Source organism: Shimia sp. R11_0 (genome assembly GCF_017744035.1).
Classification (GTDB): domain Bacteria; phylum Pseudomonadota; class Alphaproteobacteria; order Rhodobacterales; family Rhodobacteraceae; genus Shimia; species Shimia marina.
On the sequence record NZ_JAGHQY010000004.1, the window covers coordinates 17131 to 36021 of the forward strand.

General features: G+C 54.5%; 20 protein-coding genes. 10 read left to right on the forward strand and 10 right to left on the reverse strand.

Annotated elements, in window-relative coordinates; all coding sequences use genetic code 11:
- Nucleotides 1-121: 121 nt before the first annotated feature.
- Nucleotides 122-583 carry an Lrp/AsnC family transcriptional regulator gene (locus tag J7382_RS09370; RefSeq protein WP_058238136.1) on the reverse strand — a complete coding sequence of 154 codons (462 nt, stop codon included), beginning with the start codon at nucleotides 581-583 and terminating at the stop codon, nucleotides 122-124.
- Nucleotides 584-725: 142 nt separating this feature from the next.
- On the opposite strand from J7382_RS09370, the gene J7382_RS09375 reads away from it, so the two are divergent.
- From J7382_RS09375 to J7382_RS09395, 5 genes are all read left to right on the forward strand, one after another.
- The gene (locus J7382_RS09375) at nucleotides 726-1049 is read left to right on the forward strand and encodes a DUF2849 domain-containing protein (RefSeq protein WP_209068795.1); all 324 of its coding nucleotides are present in this window, start codon (nucleotides 726-728) and stop codon (nucleotides 1047-1049) included.
- Between the two features lie 37 nt (nucleotides 1050-1086).
- Nucleotides 1087-2754, forward strand: a complete 1668-nt coding sequence (locus J7382_RS09380) for a nitrite/sulfite reductase (RefSeq protein WP_209068796.1) — start codon at nucleotides 1087-1089, stop codon at nucleotides 2752-2754.
- Nucleotides 2744-3541, forward strand: coding sequence for a phosphoadenylyl-sulfate reductase (locus J7382_RS09385; protein WP_209068797.1), 798 nt, complete (start codon nucleotides 2744-2746; stop codon nucleotides 3539-3541). Before J7382_RS09380 ends, J7382_RS09385 begins: the two co-directional genes overlap by 11 nt.
- Entirely contained in the window at nucleotides 3538-3945 is a 408-nt protein-coding gene (locus J7382_RS09390) for a DUF934 domain-containing protein (protein WP_209068798.1), read from the forward strand. Before J7382_RS09385 ends, J7382_RS09390 begins: the two co-directional genes overlap by 4 nt.
- Nucleotides 3946-4063: 118 nt before the next feature.
- Nucleotides 4064-4912 carry a ferredoxin--NADP reductase gene (locus J7382_RS09395; RefSeq protein WP_209068799.1) on the forward strand — a complete coding sequence of 283 codons (849 nt, stop codon included), beginning with the start codon at nucleotides 4064-4066 and terminating at the stop codon, nucleotides 4910-4912.
- An 87-nt stretch (nucleotides 4913-4999) separates the two neighbouring features.
- Here the strand turns inward: J7382_RS09395 and J7382_RS09400 are convergent, their stop codons facing one another.
- Nucleotides 5000-5686, reverse strand: a complete 687-nt coding sequence (locus tag J7382_RS09400; RefSeq protein WP_209068800.1) for a hypothetical protein — start codon at nucleotides 5684-5686, stop codon at nucleotides 5000-5002.
- Nucleotides 5687-5881: 195 nt separating this feature from the next.
- Here J7382_RS09400 and infC point away from each other — a divergent pair, with 195 nt between their 5' ends.
- Nucleotides 5882-6427, forward strand: coding sequence for a translation initiation factor IF-3 (infC, locus tag J7382_RS09405; RefSeq protein ID WP_209069144.1), 546 nt, complete (start codon nucleotides 5882-5884; stop codon nucleotides 6425-6427).
- 144 nt (nucleotides 6428-6571) lie between these two features.
- Complete coding sequence (locus tag J7382_RS09410; protein WP_209068801.1) at nucleotides 6572-7102, forward strand: hypothetical protein; 531 nt, start codon at nucleotides 6572-6574, stop codon at nucleotides 7100-7102.
- 31 nt (nucleotides 7103-7133) lie between these two features.
- On the opposite strand, the gene J7382_RS09415 is transcribed toward J7382_RS09410, so the two are convergent.
- The 8 genes from J7382_RS09415 to J7382_RS09450 all read right to left on the reverse strand — a co-directional run bounded on the left by J7382_RS09415 (nucleotide 7134) and on the right by J7382_RS09450 (nucleotide 15755).
- Nucleotides 7134-7532, reverse strand: coding sequence for a hypothetical protein (locus tag J7382_RS09415; protein WP_209068802.1), 399 nt, complete (start codon nucleotides 7530-7532; stop codon nucleotides 7134-7136).
- A 70-nt stretch (nucleotides 7533-7602) separates the two neighbouring features.
- Nucleotides 7603-8391, reverse strand: coding sequence for a xanthine dehydrogenase family protein subunit M (locus J7382_RS09420; protein ID WP_209068803.1), 789 nt, complete (start codon nucleotides 8389-8391; stop codon nucleotides 7603-7605).
- A 13-nt stretch (nucleotides 8392-8404) separates the two neighbouring features.
- Nucleotides 8405-10768: a xanthine dehydrogenase family protein molybdopterin-binding subunit gene (locus J7382_RS09425; RefSeq protein ID WP_209068804.1), complete on the reverse strand. Its 2364-nt coding sequence runs from the start codon at nucleotides 10766-10768 to the stop codon at nucleotides 8405-8407.
- 98 nt (nucleotides 10769-10866) lie between these two features.
- Complete coding sequence (locus tag J7382_RS09430; protein ID WP_058237993.1) at nucleotides 10867-11352, reverse strand: (2Fe-2S)-binding protein; 486 nt, start codon at nucleotides 11350-11352, stop codon at nucleotides 10867-10869.
- Between the two features lie 135 nt (nucleotides 11353-11487).
- Nucleotides 11488-12474 carry a molybdopterin-binding protein gene (locus tag J7382_RS09435; protein ID WP_209068805.1) on the reverse strand — a complete coding sequence of 329 codons (987 nt, stop codon included), beginning with the start codon at nucleotides 12472-12474 and terminating at the stop codon, nucleotides 11488-11490.
- Complete coding sequence (locus tag J7382_RS09440) at nucleotides 12471-13439, reverse strand: XdhC family protein (RefSeq protein ID WP_247744940.1); 969 nt, start codon at nucleotides 13437-13439, stop codon at nucleotides 12471-12473. The genes J7382_RS09435 and J7382_RS09440 overlap by 4 nt, the downstream gene beginning before the upstream one ends.
- Before the next feature lie 93 nt (nucleotides 13440-13532).
- Nucleotides 13533-14786: a VWA domain-containing protein gene (locus tag J7382_RS09445; protein WP_209068806.1), complete on the reverse strand. Its 1254-nt coding sequence runs from the start codon at nucleotides 14784-14786 to the stop codon at nucleotides 13533-13535.
- A gap of 60 nt (nucleotides 14787-14846) precedes the next feature.
- Nucleotides 14847-15755, reverse strand: coding sequence for a MoxR family ATPase (locus tag J7382_RS09450; RefSeq protein WP_209068807.1), 909 nt, complete (start codon nucleotides 15753-15755; stop codon nucleotides 14847-14849).
- 204 nt (nucleotides 15756-15959) lie between these two features.
- On the opposite strand from J7382_RS09450, the gene J7382_RS09455 reads away from it, so the two are divergent.
- The 3 genes from J7382_RS09455 to J7382_RS09465 all read left to right on the forward strand — a co-directional run bounded on the left by J7382_RS09455 (nucleotide 15960) and on the right by J7382_RS09465 (nucleotide 18728).
- Nucleotides 15960-16904 (forward strand): phosphoadenosine phosphosulfate reductase, encoded by a 945-nt coding sequence (locus J7382_RS09455; RefSeq protein WP_209068808.1) that lies wholly within the window; start codon nucleotides 15960-15962, stop codon nucleotides 16902-16904.
- Nucleotides 16905-16976: 72 nt separating this feature from the next.
- Entirely contained in the window at nucleotides 16977-18020 is a 1044-nt protein-coding gene (gene pyrC / locus J7382_RS09460; RefSeq protein ID WP_058237999.1) for a dihydroorotase, read from the forward strand.
- A 27-nt stretch (nucleotides 18021-18047) separates the two neighbouring features.
- Nucleotides 18048-18728, forward strand: coding sequence for an orotate phosphoribosyltransferase (locus tag J7382_RS09465; protein ID WP_209068809.1), 681 nt, complete (start codon nucleotides 18048-18050; stop codon nucleotides 18726-18728).
- The last annotated feature ends 163 nt before the right edge of the window (nucleotides 18729-18891 follow it).

Below are 18891 nucleotides of genomic sequence, written 5' to 3' on the forward strand. Positions count from 1 at the left end.
GATATAAGCGAGCGTTAACGAAAGTCGCCTGTCGCTTGCACCTCCCCAATACCCCTGGAATACCGACGTGATACAGATGCAATACCCCACGCGGCCCTGCCGTGCCTGGGCACGTTAACGCTCAGAGCGGCAGCATGCTGGTTGACTTGATTTCTTCCATAGAAAGCAAGGCTGTAACGTTGTGCACTTTCACTTCCGAAATCAAAGCTTGATAGAAGCTGTCATAGGCGCGCGCGTTTTGAACCTGAACTTTCAGGATATAGTCTATGTCGCCCGCCAAACGATGCGCTTCGAGCACTTCAGGGCGCTCTCGCAGCGCCTTCAGGAACTTGGCCTGCCAATCCGCCTCATGTTCGCTGGTGCGGATCAGAACAAAAAAACAGGCATCAAAACCAAGGGCTTCCGCGTCAAGAAGCACTGTTTGCTGGCGGATCACACCAGCTTCTTTGAGTTTACGGATGCGATTCCAAACCGGTGTCTTGGAAGAGCCCACACGTTTGGCAATTTCGTCCAAAGACTGCGCAGCATCCCGTTGCAGCTCGCCGAGAATTTTCTTATCCATATCGTCGATACGCAACGCCATCCCAATTCCCTCGCCTTTTGTGGAACTTTGGCGCACTCCCCGCGCAACGCCAAAACGCATGTTTCTATTTTTCCCCGCATCTGGCGGATTGGCGGGAATATTTCCTATATTCCATTCAAAGTCAAACACCGGAGTCGGCCAAATGCCCCGCGCATTCACACCCAAAGTCATCACCGCCAACGCCCTCCTCGAGGGCGACGTGATTTACTTCACTGCAGCAGACACTTGGACTCGCGATATGGCTTGCGCTGAACTGCTGACAGACGAAGCACATGCGCAGTTGCGCCTGATCGAGGCACAACAGCAGGTCGACTATGTTGTCGGCGCGTACCTCGCTGATGCCGTCGCTGGAGACAATGGCCCAGAACCAACGCACTTCCGCGAAGAGTTCCGCCGTACCGGGCCGTCAAACTATTTCCACGGAAAACAGGCAGAGACACAGCCGCAGGATGGTCAGGCCGTTTAATCGGTCGTCCTTTCTGCAGAAAGAAAAGGTCCCACCCATGTATCAGTATAACGAATTTGACAAAGCCTTTTTGGCTGAGCGCAATCGTCAATTCCGAGCACAGGTAGAACGCCGCATCGCTGGCAATCTGACGGAAGATGAATTCAAGCCTCTTCGCTTGATGAACGGCCTGTATCTGCAACTGCACGCATATATGCTGCGTGTCGCCATTCCATACGGCACCTTAAGTTCCGACCAGATGGATACGCTCGCCCTGCTCGCAGAAAAGTGGGACAAAGGTTATGGGCATTTCACCACACGTCAGAATATTCAATACAACTGGCCAAAGCTCAAAGATGTCCCTGACATGCTGGACGCGCTTGAAAAAGTCGGCATGCATGCCATTCAAACCTCTGGAAACACCATCCGTAACGTAACCGCTGACCACTTCTCCGGCGCTGCAGCAGATGAAGTCGAAGATCCGCGCCCAGTGGCTGAGTTGATCCGCCAATGGTCCACCGACCACCCGGAGTTTCAGTTCATGGGGCGTAAATTCAAAATCGCAGTCAGCGCCGGTGCGCAAGATCGCGCCGTGTTGAAGGCGCACGATCTGGCCATTCGCATTGTGAAGAATGTGGCAGGAGAAACCGGTTATCAGGTTCTCGTTGGCGGTGGCTTGGGCCGCACGCCGATGGTTGGCAAGGTGCTCAATGACTTTCTACCACGCGAAGACCTGCTGCCCTACATCGAGGCCACGGTCTCGGTTTGGAACCAAACGGGGCGTCGTGACAACAAATACAAGGCACGCATTAAGATCACCGTGCATGAAACTGGCCTCGATGAATTCCGCGCCAAAGTTGAAGAGCGTTACAAATCCGTGCGCCCGACCTTCAAAGGTGTGGATCAAGCCCTGTTTGCAGAGATCAAGCAACACTTTGCCCCTCCCGCATTCCGCGACGCACCGACAGCGGCCTTTGATGCCGCATATGATGCCGACCCGCTGTTTCGCAGCTGGGTTGACACCAACCTGACGGAACACCATGCACCGGGCTACGCCATTGTGACAGTTTCCATCAAAAAGCACGGAGACACCCCCGGAGACGCCTCTGCCGAGCAAATGCGCGCTTTGGCGCAAATCGCGCGTGACTATGGCCATGATGAGCTGCGCATTAGCCATGAACAGAACGTCATTCTGCCTCATGTTCACAAGTCCGACCTGCCAGCGATCTACGCGGCGCTGCGCGAAGTTCAGCTTCACACCGCGAACATCGGGTTGATCAGTGATATCATCGCCTGCCCCGGCATGGACTATTGTGCGCTTGCCACGGCGCGCTCTATCCCTGTTGCACAACAGATTGCCACGCGCTTTGAGGAATTGAAGCTTGAGCATGACATCGGTCATCTGCAAATCAAGATTTCAGGGTGCATCAACGCCTGCGGCCACCACCACGTGGGCCATATCGGCATTCTCGGCCTGGATCGTGCTGGCGTTGAGAACTACCAGATCACCTTGGGTGGCGATGCCACATGGGATGCCACAATTGGCCAGCGTGCTGGGCCCGGCTTTGCATATGATGAGATTGTCCCCGCAATTGAACGCTTGGTGAAAGGTTATCTGGAACTGCGTGACAGCGAGGAGGAAACCTTCCTCCAAACCTATCGCCGTCTGGGCTTGGCGCCATTCAAAACCTACCTCTACCCCGAGGTTCAGGCAAATGCGGCATGATGGTGTAACGCCTCTGACATCCCCTCTGATCACCGGGCAAGCCCCGGGGTCAGATCGTGTGGATCCGTTAGCGGCGAAAGTAGAGGCACTCAACACGCGCTACAGGCATCACTCGGCAACCTCTGTGATGGAGGCCGCCCTTAAGGATCCACAAGCCGGGAAACTGGCTTTGGTGTCTTCCTTTGGCGCGGAGTCGGTTGTGCTCTTGCATATGGCAGCCATCGTTGATCGCAATATACCTGTGCTGTTTGTTGATACCGAACTGCTATTTGCCGAGACGCTCGTGTATCAGCAAGAGATTGCAGAACGACTGCACTTGCAAAATGTAACAGTCATTCGCGCCAGCGAAGCAACCATAGCCGCAGAAGATCCGCATGGCACACTGCATCAACACGACACAGATGCCTGCTGTTCGCTGCGCAAAACGCGGCCTTTGCAAAAAGCCCTGCGCGGCTACGATGGCTGGATTACTGGGAGAAAAAGGTTTCAGTCGGGCACCCGATCGGCTTTGGACTTTTTTGAAGTCGAAGACTTCACAGGGCGCATCAAGGTGAACCCTTTGGCACATTGGGCACCGGAAGATATCCGTGCATACTTGGAAGAAAACCGCCTGCCTCGGCATCCATTGGTGGCGCAAGGCTATCCTTCAATTGGATGTGCGCCCTGCACATCCAAGGTGGCTGAGGGTGAAGATCCCCGCTCAGGGCGCTGGCGTGGACAAGACAAAGACGAATGTGGCATCCATTTTGTGAACGGCAAAATGGTGCGAAGCGGAGAAACAGCATGACCGTACTAATCACTGATGAAGGTTTTGGCACCGATGACTGGACCCTCGGCTTTTCGCCGCTGGATGATGCTGCCAATGACGTTGCCGCCTTAGACGTGCCTTCTGACACCGATCCAGCAGACGTGATCGACCGCCTATCCGGCGTTCAGATGGTTCGGGTGGATTTCCCTAGTTTCGCTGACGGGCGTGGCTTTACCATAGCCCGACAGTTACGACTTGCAGGCTTCACCGGACGCTTGCGTGCCAAAGGGCATGTGATTTCCGATCAATATGCCATGGCGCGTCGCTGTGGTTTTGATGAGATCGAAATCTCCGATGAACTTGCTCAACGCCAGCCAGAAAGCGAGTGGAATTTCCGCGCTGATTGGCAAGCTCACGACTATCAGGCGCGCATGCGTGGCTGAAACACATAGCAAAATCACGATGCGACTTGCGATATGTCAAAGTCGCATCGTTGATATAGCTTCAAAACCCTTAAAAAGATGATACATGAGGAGGCGTGGCAATCCCGCCTGTTTTGATATGACTGAGCAAACGCCTGTGACCGAAGAAAAATCTGCAAAAGTGCCAGCCCTTCCCGATGCCCAAACCGTTACGGAAGTAAAGCACTACACTGATCGCCTTTTCTCCTTCCGCTGCACACGACCTTCCACTTTGCGCTTCCGTTCTGGTGAGTTTGTGATGATTGGCCTGATGGGAGACGTGAACCCAAAAACAGGCAAGCAAAAACCACTTCTGCGTGCCTATTCAATCGCATCCCCTGCGTGGGACGATGAAATGGAGTTCTACTCCATCAAAGTGCAAGATGGCCCGCTGACATCCAAATTGCAGCATATCAAGGTTGGTGACGAAATCATTCTGCGCCCCAAACCGGTGGGAACACTGGTACATGACGCACTGATTCCGGGTAAACGTATCTGGTTTTTCGCGACAGGCACAGGCTTCGCCCCTTTTGCATCTTTGCTCCGCGAACCTCAAACCTATGAAGACTACGATGAGGTCATCATCACGCACACCTGCCGCGAAGTTGGTGAATTGACCTATGGTCGCGATCTGATTGAAAGCATTCGGAACGACGAAATGCTGGCAGAGTTGATGGGGGAGGACTTCCACAAAAAGATCCGTTACTACCCAACAACCACCCGCGAAGAAAGCGCGAAAATGGGCCGGATCACTGATCTGATCCGTTCCGGAGAGTTGTTTGAAGATCTGGAAATTGACCCCCTCAATCCAGAAAGCGATCGTGCGATGATCTGTGGTAACCTGGCCTTCAACCTTGAGCTCAAAGAACTTCTGGAAGATGCGGGCCTTGAGGAAGGCGCCAACAGCAAGCCAGCGCAATACGTGGTAGAGAAAGCCTTTTTGGACTGATCTTCTTTGCTCTCAGCCACCGAAGATAAATGCAAAACGCCCTCAATTTCTTGAGGGCGTTTTTTGGTCTTCATGGTTTGAGTGGTATTACAGACCCAAAGCTGATTTAGCTTTCTCCAGTGCCGCCGCGAGTGTTTCGGGATTGGCCATCGCAGACTCCAGAGAGCTTTTCAGAGCTGTCTTCTGCAGGTCATTGAGTGCAGAAGCATCGATAAATTCGTTGACTTTGTTCAAGTCAAATCCGTCAGCGGTGAACAAATCCGCAACCGCTTCTGAAGTTGCGGCATCAGATGTAGCCTCAGCCGCGCCGGCAGCCTCTGTAACGACCTCTTCAGCGGCTTCGGTCGTGGCCTCAACAGCTGTGTTTCCCGCTTGCAGAGCACTTTCAGCAGCTTCGGTTGCTGCGGTGGTCGCATCTTCCACTTCAGCTGCAACCGTATCCGCCACCTCTTGAGCAACCTCTGTTGTCGCGGCAACAGCGCTCTCGGTTGCGGTAACCGCCTCTGCTGCCATTTCCTCGGCGGCTTCCTGAACCACGTCAACCTGCGTTGCAACTGCCTCCGCAGCCTCGGTCACGTTTTCGGAAACCGCATCAGCAGCGGCTTCAGCTGTCTCGGTCGCGGCCTCTACAACAGCCTCAGTCTGTTCCGCCATCGCTTCTGCAGCTTCATTTACGGCATCTGCCAATGGTGTCTCTTGCTTGGACTGGTCCCAAAGCACGTAACCGACAACGGCCGCACCAGCAGCTACCGCTACCAAAATAAGATTCTTCATCAGATAAACTCCCGTTTTGCCTCTTCGTCCCTCTGATCTGAGGGGCTCTAACGGACAGGTCGGCCTTTCAAAGCCTCTTCTCAAGGGGGAAACGACGGTGATTTACATCACGGATCGGGATTCGGCGGTTGTAACGGCGCAAAAGCGCGCATAAATTGCGGTCCCAAAGATATCCACCATTGAAGGAACAAAACGATAGCCCGCAGACCTCATAACGCACCGCCTCAGCGTGACACCGGCCCTCGCGTAAACGAACGTATTCGCGCCCCTGAAATCCGCTTGATTGGCGCAGATGGCGACAACGTTGGTGTTGTGCATCCGGCAAAAGCCATGGCAATGGCCGAAGAGGCTGGTCTGGATCTTGTTGAGATTTCTCCAAATGCAAACCCACCAGTTTGCAAGATCATGGATTTTGGCAAGTTCAAATATGAACAGCAAAAGCGCGAATCCGAGGCGCGCAAAAAGCAGAAGACCATCGAAGTCAAAGAGGTCAAGTTCCGTCCGAACACTGACACGCACGACTATGATGTCAAAATGCGCAATGTGATTAAGTTCCTTGAAAAAGGCGATAAGGTCAAAGTGACCCTGCGGTTCCGTGGTCGTGAAATGGCGCACCAAAATCTGGGGCGTGAGCTTCTGGAACGCGTTGCAGAAGACATTAAGGAACTGGGCAAAGTTGAGAATATGCCCAAGATGGAAGGCCGCCAAATGATCATGATGATTGGCCCTCTTACCAAATAAAGTAAACTCAGTTTTACGTACTTTCAGGAGCCCTTGCATGACGGCATGCAGGGGCTTTTTCATTTCAGCACGAATAATTTACCTATGCCTTGAAGGATGCCCCCACTATTCCGACTTTTGCTCAGAAACAACGGTGATATATCCATGAAATTTCAAACACTCATTGCAGCATCTCTGCTGGCAGCCACTGCAGCGTCGGCAACCACATTCGAAAGCGGTAATTGGGCCGCAGCGCATGTTGGACATGCCTGCTATGTCTTCACTCAATTTCCTGCAAAACACACATCAGGTGCCTTGGTTCTGACCTTCTACAATCAAGGATACAATGCCAGCCTGTCCTACAACTATGCTCAATGGCCGGGAGAAACAGAAGCCCCATGGGATGCCAACGATTACCCCGCACTAGAGCTTGACGGCGAACCCAGCTGGTTGGGGGATGAAATGTTCACCCACGATGGTCCAGCTGGCTATAGCATCGAAATGACGGATGGCATGCTTTCGGAGTTCATAGGGGCAATAGATTCAACAAAGTCCACCATTGACGTCATGATTGAGCGCGAAACTCAGAAAGAAACTGTTGTTTTTGGGCGTTTTTCTCCCGAAGGCTTTGGTCAGGCACTCCAACGCGCAGGGGAATGGTGCCAATTTGATCCCAGCAATCTACCAGCATCATAACAGCAACCAGAACGAAGGCCTCGCGACACGACTAGACGCGCCCTCCTCGTCTGGTTCTCAGCCATTTGGCTGCCTCTAGCGTGTCAAATGCCAGTGAGATGCCATTCACCACCAAAAGGACCATAAGAAACTTTGCAAAAGACGACATGGGTTGCAGCCAGATCGTCGGCGTCACTAAAATCCCGACGATAAGAGGCGTCCAGAAAATCAAATGCGGGAGAGCGAGCGCTGAAGAGAATTCCCGCTGGCGCAGTAAAATCGGGACATTCGCCAACATCCCCATAATGCATAAAACAGCAATCCAAGTGGCATGAGGATGCCTGCCAACAAATTTTAGAGAAAACAAATTTATAGGCACAAGGATAAGCCCCATCCAAAGCCGCACCCACAGTGGAAGTGTGAGAAAACTTGCCCAGATGTCCCGTATCATCCTGCGCTTCTCCAGATACATGGGGCGCCCGATCGCTAGGCGCCCCTAAGTCACACAAGAATGGCCCGTGCTACGATGCCGCCGCAACCGCACGGCGTGTCAAAACACCCACCAAATGCGCACGGTAAGCTCCCGTGCCATGAAGATCAGAGATCATACCATCCTCTGACAACGTCAGCTCAGCAATCGCATCTGCAGTGAAGTTGGTGGACAGCGCAGTTTCCGCTTCCGACCAGCGGAAGACACCGTCTTCAGATGCCCCGGTCACAGCCACCCGAACACCATCCGCAACCTTGGCGACAAACACGCCTACCAAAGCGAAACGAGAGGCCGGTTGTTCAAACTTCTGATAATTAGACGCCTGAGGTATCGGGAAACGCACTTCGGTGATGATCTCTCCCTCTTCGAGAGCGGTGGTGAACATACCTTGGAAGTAGTCATCAGCCGCGATGTGACGCGCGTTTGTCACAATCGTTGCCCCAGCCCCCAATGCGGCTGCCGGATAACAGGCCGCAGGATCATTATTCGCAAGGGAACCGCCAATTGTGCCACGCGCCCGCACGGCTGGGTCGCCGATGCCCGCAGCCAAAGCCGCCAATCCAGGAAAAACCTCCTCGCCAGAGGCCACCTCCACATGTGTCGTGGCACCTCCAATGCAGACGGAACCATCGTCTGCAACACAGATGCCCTGCATCTCGGCGATCGCCTTCAGGCTAACCACTTTACTTGGGCTCGCCAAGCGTTGCTTCATGGTGGGCAAAAGTGTTTGCCCGCCTCCCAACGCCATAGCATCTTCCTCTGCAAGCGATGCAACCGCATCTGCTATGGTCGAGGGTTTTTCAAACTCAAAGTTATACATAGCTGTTTCTCCCTCAGCCGTTCATGGCTTGCCAGACGCGTGAAGGCGAGACTGGCATATCAATGTGCGTGATATCATGTCCCCCGGAGCGCAACGCGTCTACGACTGCGTTGACCACCGCAGGCGGAGACCCAATCGCACCAGCTTCACCGCAGCCCTTAACCCCAAGGGGGTTGTGCGTGCAGGGGGTCTGACTGGAGTGATCCACGCCAAAGAATGGCACATCGCTGGCGCGTGGCATGGCATAGTCCATGTAAGACGCACTCAAGAGCTGGCCATTCTCATCATATGACGCATTCTCCAAAAGCGCCTGACCGATACCTTGCCCAATCCCGCCATGCACTTGCCCATCAACAATCATCGGGTTGATAATGTTGCCAAAATCATCCGCTGCATTGAAGGCCTCAATCGTCACCTTGCCGGTGTCTGGATCAACCTCAACTTCGCAGGCATAAGCCCCTGAAGGGTAGGTAAAGTTGGCCGGATCATAAAAGGCGGTTTCTTCCAGCCCCGGCTCAATATCCTCCAGAGGATAATTGTGTGGCACATAGGCTGCCAGAGTTACATCTCCCCAGGCAACGGATTTATCCGTCCCCGCAACGCTGAACGCTCCATCCTTCAGCTCTATATCGGCTTCGGAAGCTTCCATCAGGTGGGCAGCAATCTTTTTGGCCTTGGCGATGATTTTTTCAGTGGCGCGCACCATGGCGGAGCCGCCCACAGCAATGGATCGCGACCCATAGGTGCCCATGCCCATGGGGGTGTTAGCCGTATCCCCATGTTCGATCTCGACCATACTTTCGTCAATACCGATCATTTCGGCAATCACTTGAGGGAAGGATGTCTCATGACCCTGTCCATGACTATGAGATCCCGTCATCACCACAATGCCGCCTGTGGCATTCACCCGCACCGTAGCGCTTTCATACAGCCCTGCACGCGCACCGAGTTGCCCCACCAGATTGGAGGGGGCAATGCCGCAAGCCTCAATGTAGCAGTTGACACCAAATCCGCGTAACTTGCCACGCGCTTCACTTTCCTTACGACGCGCCTCAAACCCGGAGATATCGGCCATACGCTCAAGCGCGTCCATTGTACCGTGGTAATCTCCGGTATCATATTCCACCGCGACCGGCGTCGCATAAGGGAATTCGGTGATAAAATTCTGACGTCGTAACGCAATCGGGTCCACCCCAAGCTCAAGCGCCGCTTTGTCAATCAGCCGCTCCAGTTGGTATGTCGCCTCGGGCCGTCCGGCCCCTCGATAGGCGTCTACCGGCACGGTATTTGTGAACACCGCTTTGACATTCACATAAATCAACGGCGTCTTGTAGTTGCCCGCCATCAATGTCCCATGCAGCCAGGTTGGCACAGAGGGCGCAAACGTGGACAGATAGGCCCCCATGTTTGCATGCGTATCCGTCCGCAAAGCCGTAAAATTGTTGTCGGCATCCAAGGCCAGTTCAATTTTGGTGACATGATCGCGCCCATGCGCATCTGAGATAAAGGCCTCAGACCGCGTCGAGGTCCATTTTACCGCCCGGTTCAGTGCCTTTGCCGCAAAGGTACAGAAGGCTTCTTCGGCATAGTGGAAGATCTTTGTCCCAAATCCACCACCGACGTCGGGCGCGACCACGCGCAGTTTGTGCTCAGGGATGCCAAGCACAAACGCGCCCATGAGAAGGCGGATCACATGTGGGTTTTGACTGGTGGTGTAGAGCGTGCTGTCACCAGTTGCGCGATTAAAATCACCAATCGCGACCCTCGGTTCCATTGGGTTGGCAATCAAGCGATTGTTCCGCAACTCAAGCGTCGTCACATGCGCTGCCGCTTCAAAAGCCGCATCAACGGCAGGTTTGTTCTCCTCAACAAAGCCCCAATCGTAGCACAGATTGCTCGTCAGATCGTCATGGACCTTGGGCGCGTTCTCCTCCAGAGCGGCCTTCATATCTACCACGGCTGGCAGCTCTTCAAGTTCAACATCAATTGCTTCAGCAGCGTCACGCGCCTGCTCGATCGTGTCTGCAACAACGGCAGCTATTTGGTCGCCAACATAGCGGACTTTGCCCTGCGCCAGCACGGGGTGCGCGGGCTCTTGCATAGGTTCACCATGGCGATCTGTCACTTGCCAACCGCAGGGAATACCTCCAATCCCCTCAAAATCGGCACCGGTAAATATACGAACGACCCCCGGCATCGCCGCGGCCGCCGTCGTATCAATGGACCTGATTTTGGCATGTGCGATGTCAGAACGCAGAAAATGCACATAAGCCTGTCCATTGATCTGGATGTCATCGGTATAATTGCCGGTTCCGCTTAAAAACCGGACGTCTTCGCGCCGCTTTGGGCTGGCGCCAATGCCATGATCTTTCGGCATGTTTTTCCTCCCTATGGACCAGAGGGGGCCTTGCCTACACCTCCGATCTCTGATGTCCAACTGCAATGCCTCACGCCTCCTCCAGCGCGGGCGCTCAGTTATTCAGCCGCGATGCTACTCACATCCTGACCACTCGCCGCCATGATAGCCTTGACGATATTGTGGTAGCCCGTGCAGCGACAGATATTGCCCTCAAGATGATGACGTACTTCTGCTTCGGTCGGCTGCGGATTGGTCTTCAATAGGTCTGCGGCAGACATGATCATACCCGGCGTGCAGAACCCGCATTGCAAACCATGATGGTCCTGAAAGGCCTGCTGCAAGGCATTCAAAGTGCCATCTGCGGCCGCCTGCCCTTCGATGGTAGCCACGTCGGCACCATCAGCCTCCATAGCAAGCATTGTGCAAGATTTCACCGCAACGCCATCGACATGCACGACACAGGCACCACATTGGCTTGTATCGCAACCAACATGTGTTCCCGTAAGTCCAAGCGTTTCGCGTAGAAACTGACTCAACAAGGTACGCCCTTCTGCTTCGCCGGACATTTCCTTGCCATTCACGGTCATTTTGACCTGTGACATTGGCTCCTCCCAATTTTGAGTTGGCTATTGGCCAAGAGTAAAGCAGCCCCTCATGAACTTGAGAAGGTGGTATTTCAGCCAATGGGAGAGAACGGTCGTAGACATTGGTCGTAGCTGCGCGTGCAGCAGCCTCGATCAAATGCCTTTTTCACGCGGCATCGGGCGTGTCGGAATTTCTTTCAGCAATCCGCCAACCCCCATGGCTGCTATATCGTCATGGCTGACGTCCAATCCACAGACGACACGTTCCAACACCCAATCAGCGCCATTCAATGCGGGCGAGCGCGCGCAACCAGGCAAGCCAATGACGGGCTTGTCGCCAATACGTCCCAAGAAGAGGAGATTTCCAGGGTCCACCGGCATGCCAAACCGTTCGACCTCTCCTCCTGCCGACCGCACCGCAGCAGGCGCGACATCATGCGGATCGGAGGTGGCAGACGCGGTTAGAATGAAAATGACGTCCCCGACCGCTGAAGAGACCGCTGAAGCGATTTCTGCGACAGCATGGGGCACCAACACACGTGGCGTCAGCCCCATCTCCATGCGCTCAACACGCCCAGCCATTGCACGGCGTCCCTTATCAGAAGGCACATCACCGATCGTTGTCTCAATCAAAGTTGCCGTTTTGAAGGCTGGTCGACACAAGGCAACAGCGCCCTCGGCAATAGAAGCCGCTGCCTTTAAAGCCTCATCCGACACCGCGTAGGCGATAATCTTAATCGTCGCGATCATCCCACCGGCATCCACGCGGTGGTGATCTGGCACGGTTGCAATGGTGATCATCGGCTCCACGGCATTGATTTGGTGCACCGTATCAATATTGACCCGGATCAAACCACAACGCTCCGCATAAAGATTGACCCGCCCAGCGCCAGCCGCAGTCATCCGAATGCCAACAGATGCTCCCAAAACGGCTTGGGCAAGGGTCTCAGCCGCCGTATCTTCATCCACATCTCCATCTTCAAGACGCGCAACCGTAACCTCTTCAATGCCTGCTGCGCGCAGATCTTCGATATGAGATTGCAAAAGCTCTGTGCCCTTTGGAATTCTCTTACCAGCGACAAGAGAATGCGCCAGCACAGCGCCAACCGCCTCCTCAATGGCAACCGCTCCGAACTTCATGCGCCTGTCCTCAGTACCAGCAACATTTCCGCCATAATGGAGATCGCAATCTCAGCGGGGCTCGCCGCGCCAATGTCCAAGCCAATCGGACCATGAATGCGCGCAAGCGCTCTTTGGTCAAACCCAGCACTTTCAAGCCTCTCCAAACGTTTGGCATGTGTGCGCGAACTGCCAAGCGCGCCGATATAAAACGCCTCAGAACGCAGCGCGATATGCAATGCAGGGTCATCCAACTTGGGATCATGCGTCAACAAGACCAACGCGGTGCGCGCATCCACTCCAAGGTGCTGCAAGGCCTCATCCGGCCAGTCATCCAAAATGGTTTCTCCCGGAAAACGCGCTTCAGATCCAAACGCGGAGCGCGGATCCACAACAATGGGATCAAACCCGGCAAGCCGTGCAATAGGGATCAAAGCCTGCGCAATATGAACCGCTCCGACCACAATAAGGCGCAGAGGCGGATTGTGAATCGCAACAAAGGTACCATTCTCCTCAAGCCCTGAGCGATCCATGCGAAAGCGTGCTTCAAAACCGTCATAGAGCAATGTCCCGCCGCTGGTGCGAGGATTGACCACATAAGCTACGGCTTTGCGCGCGGTGCGTGCTGCCACAAGCTCTGTCAAAACGGCCTCCGGCAAAACCTGCCCAACAGGTTCCACCAGCACTTTGATTGTACCGCCACAGGCCAAGCCAACCGCAAAAGCATCGCCATCAGAGACACCGAACTCCAACAGCGCACTCTTACCAGTTTCGATGGCCTCCATCGCTTCGACCATCACGGCACCCTCGACACAGCCACCGGAAACAGAGCCTTCTATCTGCCCATCACCAGACACAACCATCTGCGCGCCGACACGACGCGGAGCGGACCCCCAAGTTTCCACAACCGTCGCAAGCGCCGCGCCCCTACCGGTGCGGTGCCAATCCAACGCCAACTCTGGCGCGCCGACCTGCATCTCTGTCATGCTATCCCCTATATTTCGTGATGACTTGGGCTGCTTCGCAGCAAAGAACAAGCAAACTCTTGAACGACCCCAAGATATACAGCCGGCTCACAGTCATTCCAGCGCTCGCAACAGACGCGCCTTTTCACCAACATCGTCAGGCTTTGAGAGTGCCTCGGCAAGCGCTTCAATGGAGGCAATGGAGTGGCCTGCGCGAAAACTGTCTACATGCGGCAACATTGCGCGAATACCCTGTGCTTTTGCTGCAAAACCTTCCCAACGCAACAAAGGATTAAGCCAGATCAAACGGCGCGCGGACAAACGTAAACGTTTCATTTCTTTTGCAAGAGCATCAGGAGCCCCACGGTCCAATCCATCAGTGATGAGCAAGACCACAGCCCCCTGCCCCATCACGCGCCGAGACCAATCCCGATTGAAATCATGCAAGCATTCCCCAATACGGGTTCCCCCCTCCCAATCCTGCGCCTCCGCGCCAGCAGCAGCCAAAGCAGCATCAACATCTTTTGTCGCCAAGTGGCGCGTGATGTTTGTGAGCTGTGTGCCAAATGTGAATCCGTGGACTTTGGCCCATCCCGCCCCTTTATGATTGGCTACGGCATGCAAAAAATGTAGCACCATACGGCTATATTGGCTCATCGAACCCGATATATCGCAGATCACGACTAAATTGGGCCAACGCTCACTTCGGTCTTTGTGTTTGAGATTGGAGACATTGCCGCCATGTCGCATCGCGTGCTTTAACGTGGCGCGCCAATCCAATTGACGGCCACGGGCGGCGACCTGCGTACGGCGGGATGCAATGGGGTCTACCGGCAAAGTAAGCCTTGAAAGCATGCGCTTGGCTTGCGCAATTTCTTCTGTGCTCATTTGTTCAAAATCCAAAGTGCGCAGCTTTTCTTCCGAGGACATGGTCATGGAAGCATCAAGTTCTATCTCTGTGCCCTGCTCCTCTTGCTGCCCTTCCGGAACAGTATGATCAAACCCATCCAGCAAAGCTTCTGCCGCACGTTTTTCTCCAGCTTGTGCCGCACGATCCTCCTGCACTCCGCGCACAGCGGGTAGCATCATGGACATCATATGTTCCAAAAACCTTGGATCCCGCCAATAGAGCCGAAACACCTGTGCAAACACGACGCGATGCTCCGGACGGGACACGAAGCAGGCATGAAGTGTCCAATAGAAGTCTTCTTTGTTGGTGAACCCCGCAGCCTGGACCGCACGGATCGCATCCAGTAAACGCCCTGTCCCGATCGGCAAACCCGCTTTGCGCAGAGCGCGCGCAAACCAAGTGATATTATGCGTGAGCTTGGGCTCATCGGGAAGTGATAGAGGAAGATATTCAGCCATCTCGCGCGATGGGGAAAAGCCATCCCCACTCCCTTCGCACCCCCTTCAGAAAGCCGATCATCAGACCGGATCCAATGCAGCACGGGTTTCGTCCAGCAAGCGTTTGGCTTCTGAGCCCTGAAGTTTGGCGATATCATCCTGGTATTTAAGGACCGCACCCAATGTGTCCGCAATCACCTCAGGACTGAGCGTGAGAACATCCAATGCAAGCAGACATTTGGCCCAATCAATGGTTTCTGCGACTCCGGGCTTTTTGAATAGGTCTTCCGTGCGCAAACGCTGCACAAATCCTACAACTTCGCGGCTGAGGCTCTCCGCGACCTCAGGCGCGCGCGCCTCTAAAATTTCGAGTTCTCGGTCAAATTCCGGGTAATCCACCCAATGATAGAGGCATCGACGTTTCAGCGCATCATGCACTTCGCGCGTGCGATTGGAGGTCAAGATAACAATGGGGGGCTGTGGGGCCTTAATGGTACCGATTTCGGGAATGGTGACCTGAAAATCACTGAGCGCTTCCAAGAGGAAGGCTTCAAAGGGCTCATCCGTGCGATCAAGCTCATCAATCAGCAGGACTGGCGCCCCTGAAGGGTCAGGGCGCATTGCCTTTAAAAGGGGACGTTCCAGCAAGTACCCTGGGCCAAAGAGCTCTTCTTGCAAAGATGCGCGATCCGCCTGTCCGCTGGCTTCTGCTGTGCGAATAGCGACCATCTGCGCGGCGAAGTTCCATTCATAGACCGCGCTTGAGGCATCTAAACCTTCGTAGCACTGCAAACGGATAAGGCTGCGACCAAGGGCTGAGGCAAGTGCCTTGGCAATTTCTGTCTTGCCAACACCCGCTTCCCCCTCAAGGAAGATCGGACGCCCCAACCGCAGCGCCAAGAACACAACAGTGGCGAGCGGGCGGGCGCAGACATATCCTTCTTCTGCCAGCATGGCCTGCACCGCATCAATGCTTTCAATTTCAGACATGGGGCCTCGTTTTCTCTTGTGCTGACAGGAATAGGGTCGCGACAGGCTGCACAGGCCCAAGCCATAGGTCAACGGTCAGCAGACGAGACAAAAGTTGTAGAAATGGTCACAGCTCCCTATTTTTGCCGCAAATGGATGGTAACATTTAGGCCAAGAGCATTTGAAAGACCAATTTATAAGGTCCCGGGGCGCAAGGAACAGGATATGCAGGACTCTCCCAATGGGTTTGAGACCCCGATGCTGGGTTTGACGAAGGTGGCTTGGCTGCAACAGCTCGAACAGGTCGCCCAAAACCATGGTGGCTTTGTAGAACTTGGCACCCGTCACTGGGCAAGCTTTGTTGAGGATAAGCCGGTTCTTCTTGTGACATTCGAGACCATCCAGACCATTCAGAAACGCGGTGATACCGGCCAACCTTTGGGCTGGGAACTGGTGCGCGAATTGGGCTGGTCTCATCTCAGCTTGGTCAGTGACGGGGAGACTTGGTTTCGCGACCCTGCGGTCTACGCCTATTTCGATCGCCTTGCGGATGATGGTTTTTTCGATGAGTTTGAAGAGGTTGTCTTCTATGGCGCAGGCTCTTGCGGCTATGCGGCGGCTGCCTTTTCAATTGCCTCTCCTGATGCGCAGGTGATTTCGCTACAGCCACAAGCCACGCTCTCGCCGCGCTTAACTCCATGGGATACGCGCTTTTCACACAGTCGCAAAGTTAGCTTTGAAGGCCGATATGGCTTTGCCCCAGAAATGGCCTCTGCGGCGGACCGGTGCTTTGTGATCTATGATCCAAAAGTGGATCATGACGCCATGCACGCCACGTTGTTTCTACGCGAGAATACAGTTTTGCTTCCGACGCCCTATCTTGGGGACGAGATCGAGAAAGACTTGCTTGAAATGCAAATCCTCTTCCGCATTCTGGTGAAAGCCGGGGCTGGCACATTGAGCCGCAGGGCCTTTTATAAGCTATACCGCGCAAGGCGTGGCCATTCGCCGTACCTCAACCGCCTGCTTGATGCGGTCAATCGGAAGAAGCGCCCCTTTGTGTCGGCACTTCTTTGCGCCAATGTGGCCCGACGTTTGCGGGAACCCCGCTTCCTGCGCCACCTGAATGGGTTGGTACAAGCAGCAGATCAAGGGCGGCTGGCCAGCTAAACCCTGCCATTTTTTGCCAATGCGACAGAGATCAGACTAGCCAGTCCCGTCGGCTTTGTGTAAGCCGCGCTCATGACCCAAAACCTGACCATTGCCCGCCCCGATGACTGGCATCTGCATCTGCGCGATGGCGCAATGCTGGAAGCTGTTCTGCCCGAAACCGCGCGTCATTTTGGGCGTGCGATCATCATGCCAAATTTGGTGCCCCCTGTGGTGACAGGTGCGCAGGCTGCCGCCTATAAAGACCGCATCATGGCGGCATTGCCCGAGGATATGCAATTTGAGCCGCTGATGACGCTCTACCTGACGGAAGACAGCGATCCCGAAGATATAGCAGCCGCGCATGCCTCCGGGTTGATCAAATCCGTTAAGCTCTACCCGGCAGGGGCCACAACGAACTCCGCCAGCGGCGTATCCGATTTCAAAAACGTGCGTGCCGCACTGGATAAAATGGCCGAGATCGGGCTCCCGCTCTGTGTGCATGGTGAGGTCACCGACCATGACATTGATATTTTCGACCGCGAGGCGGTGTTTATTGATCGCGTGCTTGACCCGATCCGCAAGGCCACACCGGGTCTGCGCGTTGTAATGGAACATATCACAACCAAAGACGGTGTTGCCTATGTGCGTGACAATGCGCGCGATCTGGGCGCAACGATCACCACACACCACCTGATCATCAACCGCAACCACATCCTCGTGGGCGGCATCAAACCGCATTATTATTGCCTGCCTGTGGCTAAACGTGAGGAGCACCGTCTGGCGCTGCGCGAAGCGGCTACTTCTGGAGATGCGCGGTTCTTCCTTGGCACTGATAGTGCGCCGCATCTTGATGGCGACAAGGAAAGCGCCTGTGGGTGTGCGGGCTGCTTCACGGCAACCAACACAATGGCGCTCTTGGCGCATGTGTTTGAAGAAGACGGCAAGCTTGAAAACCTTGAAGCCTTTGCAAGCCGAAATGGCCCCGGCTTTTATGGTCTGCCCGTCAATGATGGCACAATCACCCTTACCAAAAACGAACAAGCCACGGTTTTTCCTGACAAAATCGAGAGCGCGAATGGCCCGGTCACCGTGTTTGATCCCGGCTATGACGTGTTCTGGACCGTTGCTGACTAAGACATCCTGCTGCCAAAGGACCCTGATATGATCCCGACTGCTTTCCCGCCCAAAGAAGAAATCGCCCGCCTGACCGCCCGCATGCTGCTGGAAATTGGTGCAGTGAACTTCAACACCGATGAGCCTTACACGCTGGCCTCTGGCCTGCCCTCCCCGAGCTACATCGATTGCCGCAAGCTGATCTCGTTCCCACGCATCCGCGCCACATTGATGGATTTCATGACCGTGACCGTGATGCGCGAAGCCGGTTTTGAAGCCTTTGACAACATCGCAGGCGGCGAAACTGCTGGCATTCCTTTTGCGGCTCTTGTCGCAGAGCGCATGGCGCTGCCGATGACATATGTGCGCAAGAAACCAAAAGGTTATGGCAAAAATGCGCGTATTGAAGGCGCGATGAGTGAAGGCGAGCGCGTGCTCTTGGTCGAAGATCTGACCACGGATGGCGGCTCTAAGCTTTCCTTTGTGGATGCGATCCGGGACACCGGCGCCAGCTGTGCTAACACGGCGGTGATCTTCTACTATGACATTTTCCCAGAGACTGAGAAAACACTGGGTGATCACGGCGTGGCGCTGCACTATCTCTGCACCTGGTGGGATGTTCTGGCCGAAGCCAAAGCGCAGGGTGTGTTCTCCGAAGAAACGCTCAATGAAGTTGAGAGCTTTCTGAAAGACCCGCGCGCGTGGCAAGAGGCACGCAAAAACAGCTGATTTCCGCCTAAGCTGGTGGCGCGCGCCGGAAGATTGACTGCGCGCACATACCAAATATTGACGGAACGCTGTTTGCGGTGACAGTATGATGTGGCATTGAGTTATCCACAGGCTGTCCACAAAAACATACAATTTGCCCAGTGAAAACTCGGTCGCTAGAACC